The organism is Actinomadura geliboluensis, from assembly GCF_005889745.1.
Taxonomy (GTDB): Bacteria; Actinomycetota; Actinomycetes; order Streptosporangiales; family Streptosporangiaceae; genus Spirillospora; species Spirillospora geliboluensis.
Map to the genome: position 1 here is coordinate 1 of NZ_VCKZ01000634.1, position 3385 is coordinate 3385.

A 3385-nucleotide genomic window follows, 5' to 3' on the forward strand; every position below is an offset into this window, starting at 1 on the left:
CCCCCACGCCCCCCTGCCGGTTGCGGCTAGCGGGGTCCTGTGCCTTGCGTCACATTGTGGTGCTCTGAATTGCGTGGCGCGTTGCCGCCTGTGGGGCCTGTGAGCGATGGGGCTTATCCAGAGGTGCGGGTGGGGTTCTCCACAGGTTGTGGATAAGTGGGGTCAGGTGGCGGGTTTCGTTGTGTGGAACTCGTGGACTACTTCGATCCGGCCGACGATGTGCTCGTTGAACTCCTCCAGTTCCTCGGCCGGGACCCAGAGTTCCAGGATGGTGCGGCCGCCGGCCTGGCGTACGGGGTAGCGCTCGGCGAAGGCCGCGTCCACCTGGAACCTCGTCACGAAGCCCGAGCCGTGCGCGGCGACGTTCCAGTCGCGGGCGATCTTGATCGCGTACTCCTCGTTGAGGACCGGATAGAAGATCGGCTGGTCGGGGAGGCGCGGGGGCCAGGCACGCCAGTCCGCGGCGCGCAGCAGCTCCAGCTCGGCGGGACCGACCGGACGCCAGAGGGTCATGGTGGACATCCGCACATTCTGCCGATGCGTTATGCCGGTTCACTGCTCAGGACGAGGTCGAACTCGGCGTGGCGGAAGGGCGCCCGGACGCCGGCGCGCTCAGCGGCCTCCTCGTCGTCCGAGCGGGCGAAGTCGACGATGAGGCTCTGCTTGACGGCGAAGACGGCGTCGGAGTCCAGATAGGGGCTTCCCGCGACGAAGATGTGCGTCGTCAGTGGCACGTACCCGTCCGCCTGGACGATGAAATGGATGTGGGCGGGACGGTAGGGATGCCGGCGGGTCGCATTGAGCAGCCGACCGACCGGGCCGTCCGTGGGGATCGGGTAATGGCTGGGCAGGACGGTGCGGAAACGGAAGCGTCCCTCGGCGTCGGTCCGGAAAAGCCCGCGGCCGTTGCCGGGCGGTTGCGAACCGGGCTGCTGGACGTCGTAGAAGCCCTTCTCATCGCACTGCCAGACATCGACCTGCGCGTGCGGCAGCGGCGCTCCATCGGCGTTGAGGACGCGTCCGGACACCACGCAGGGTTCGGCTTCGCCCACCAGATCGATGCTGTCGCCCAGCGCGTGCTGCGGCGATTCGACCATGTGGAAGGGCCCCAGGACGGTGCTCTCCGTCCCCCCTTCTTGCTCGTTGAGGGTCTCCACGAGCATTGAGACGCCCAGCACGTCCGACAGCAGGACGAATTCCTGCCGTGTGTCAGTGCAGGTCTGCCCCACGGCGGTGAGGAACTCGATCGCCTGCTCCCACTCCCGGACGGACGGCCTGGTTTCACGGACGAATGCGTGCACGTGGCGGGTGAGCGCGTCGAGCAGTTCCCGGAGGCGCGGGTCCGGGGTCTCGCGGAAACTGTTCTGGACGGCCTCCGTCGCGGTGTGCTCGTTGAAGTCCACGATGCCTCCCGGCCTCCATTGTCCACAGTCTGTGGAAAACTCTCGCGGCTGATTCGCCCTCGGGCCGGCGGCGGAATCTTCCCGCGGATGCGGCGCCGGCCTCGGCCCACGATGACGCAGCAACATCATCATCCTCTGCGGCGGCCTCGCACGTACGGCCGACTCGTCGCCGACCTGGAATCGGCGGTAGTCAAGTTTGACTATGCGCGCCGACCGGACTTACGCTCCGGGCATGAGCGAGAAGGCGATCCCGATCTTTCCGTGCCGCTCGATCGAGGCTTCCTGGGAGTTCTACCGGGCCCTCGGCTTCGAGCAGACGTCCTGGCAGACGCGTCCCAACCCCTATCTCGGGGTCCGGCGGGGCGACCTCGAGCTGCATTTCTTCGGGTGGCGGAAACACGACCCGGCGGCGTCCATGAACATGTGTTACGTCACCACCACGGCCGTGGACGACCTGTATGACGCGTTCCGAGGCGGGCTCAAGAAGTCGCTCGGCCGGGTTCCCACGCGGGGGCTTCCCAGGATCAGCGCGGTGCGGGACATGACTTACGGGGTCCGGCAGTTCCTTCTCAGTGACCCGGACGGGCTCCAACTCCGCATCGGCCAGCCGATCTCGGACGACCTGGAGCACGCGCCCATACCGACCGAGCCGGTGGCCAAGGCACTCCACATGGCCGCCCTGCTCGGCGGCGACTCGAAGGGGGACCATCGTGCCGCGGCCCGGATCCTTGACCACCTGCTGAACTCGGACGAGCCCCTGACCCCGTCCGAACGACTCAGAGCCTTGGTCCTGCGAGCTGACGCCGCCGTCCACATGGAGGACTGGGCCCGCGCGCGCACGCTCCTCACCGATGCCCGCAGCGTTTCGGTCGAGGACCCGTCCGCCCAGGTAGACGATCTACGGCGCCTCGCCGACCTAGAGGACGCTCTCCCTGCCTGAGGGCTCTCGGCTGGGGACACAGCTGGGGATTTCCGGTGGGCAGTGTTGTCCACCGACGCGACGTGCTTGTGGAGGACCTTCACCCACAGGCTGTGAACGGGGTGTGGGCAAAGGTGCCCGAGGATGGCCCTTCTCCCTGGTCAGCGGGTTTTCCACGACGTGGACAACTGGTCGCACCGGTTGGGGGCGACCTGGGGAAGAATGGTGGACGCAGAGTCGGCCGGTCGCACCCAGGTTGTGCACGGAAGTTATCCACAGGTTGTGGATTCTGTGATCGGCGGCCCGACCTTGTGGACGATGGAGGGAACGGCGTCAGACGCGCCGTGCAGACCGTGGAAAGCCCGGCTGTTCTGGGGATCCGCCTGTGGACGCGGCCTCCGGACAGCCTGCTGCAAGGGGGGAGAAGATGTGCGCAGAGTTTTCCCACAGCCTGTGGATGACCGCCTCCAAACCCTGTCCGCCGCCCGCACGCAGGCCCCAGAACGAGTTCGTCCCGTGCTGGACGTCCCCGACCGCGGGACGAGATCGGCCGCAGGGCGTGTTGCCATCTACATGGCGCACGCACGCCGTAGATTCCGTACCGGCACCCGACGCTGGCCGGCCCCCGCGTCACGCCCGGCGCGGCAGGGCTTCAAGTCACTTCACCGGCCTGGTCTCAGCACCGTAAAGAGCCGCCCGACCTGCGAACATCAGTTCGAACGCGTGCTACTCTCCCAGCATGGGGCACTTGCTGAACGAGCCGGTCCGGACGGAGCACGACCCGGCGGGACGGCTCACCGCGTACGAGTGGCGAGGAGCGCGCTACGCGGTGGAGAAGGTGCTGAAGACCTACGGCACGCCCCACGAGGGCAGGGTCTACCGGGTAAGGGTCACCGGCGCCGAGGGCGTGGCCGTCGCGGAGCTCGGCCGTGACCAGAACAACTGGCGCCTCCGGCACATCTTCTCAGCCTGACCTCCCGTCCACCCGGGACCCAAGCGCCTCCAGCACCCGAACGCCCCAGCCACCTGCACCACCCATCCCGGCCCCAAGCCGCCCCAAGGC

At 67.7% G+C, this 3385-nt stretch carries 4 protein-coding genes; 2 read left to right on the forward strand and 2 right to left on the reverse strand.

The genetic code is table 11. From position 1 onward, the window contains the following. Nucleotides 1-162: 162 nt before the first annotated feature. The gene (locus tag ETD96_RS42785) at nucleotides 163-522 is read right to left on the reverse strand and encodes a hypothetical protein (protein ID WP_138642187.1); all 360 of its coding nucleotides are present in this window, start codon (nucleotides 520-522) and stop codon (nucleotides 163-165) included. Nucleotides 523-542: 20 nt separating this feature from the next. After that, nucleotides 543-1403, reverse strand: coding sequence for a dioxygenase family protein (locus ETD96_RS42790; protein WP_138642188.1), 861 nt, complete (start codon nucleotides 1401-1403; stop codon nucleotides 543-545). A 232-nt stretch (nucleotides 1404-1635) separates the two neighbouring features. Between ETD96_RS42790 and ETD96_RS42795 the strand changes: the two genes are divergently transcribed. Then, complete coding sequence (locus tag ETD96_RS42795) at nucleotides 1636-2343, forward strand: bleomycin resistance protein (RefSeq protein WP_138642189.1); 708 nt, start codon at nucleotides 1636-1638, stop codon at nucleotides 2341-2343. A gap of 718 nt (nucleotides 2344-3061) precedes the next feature. After that, nucleotides 3062-3295 (forward strand): hypothetical protein, encoded by a 234-nt coding sequence (locus tag ETD96_RS42800; RefSeq protein ID WP_138642190.1) that lies wholly within the window; start codon nucleotides 3062-3064, stop codon nucleotides 3293-3295. Nucleotides 3296-3385 lie beyond the last annotated feature (90 nt).

Excerpts from the sequence above, each read along its gene's own strand:
- ETD96_RS42785 (WP_138642187.1), bottom strand. The coding sequence starts at position 522 with ATGTCCACCATGACCCTCTGGCGTCCGGTCGGTCCCGCCGAGCTGGAG.
- ETD96_RS42795 (WP_138642189.1), top strand. The coding sequence starts at position 1,636 with ATGAGCGAGAAGGCGATCCCGATCTTTCCGTGCCGCTCGATCGAGGCT.
- ETD96_RS42800 (WP_138642190.1), top strand. The coding sequence starts at position 3,062 with ATGGGGCACTTGCTGAACGAGCCGGTCCGGACGGAGCACGACCCGGCG.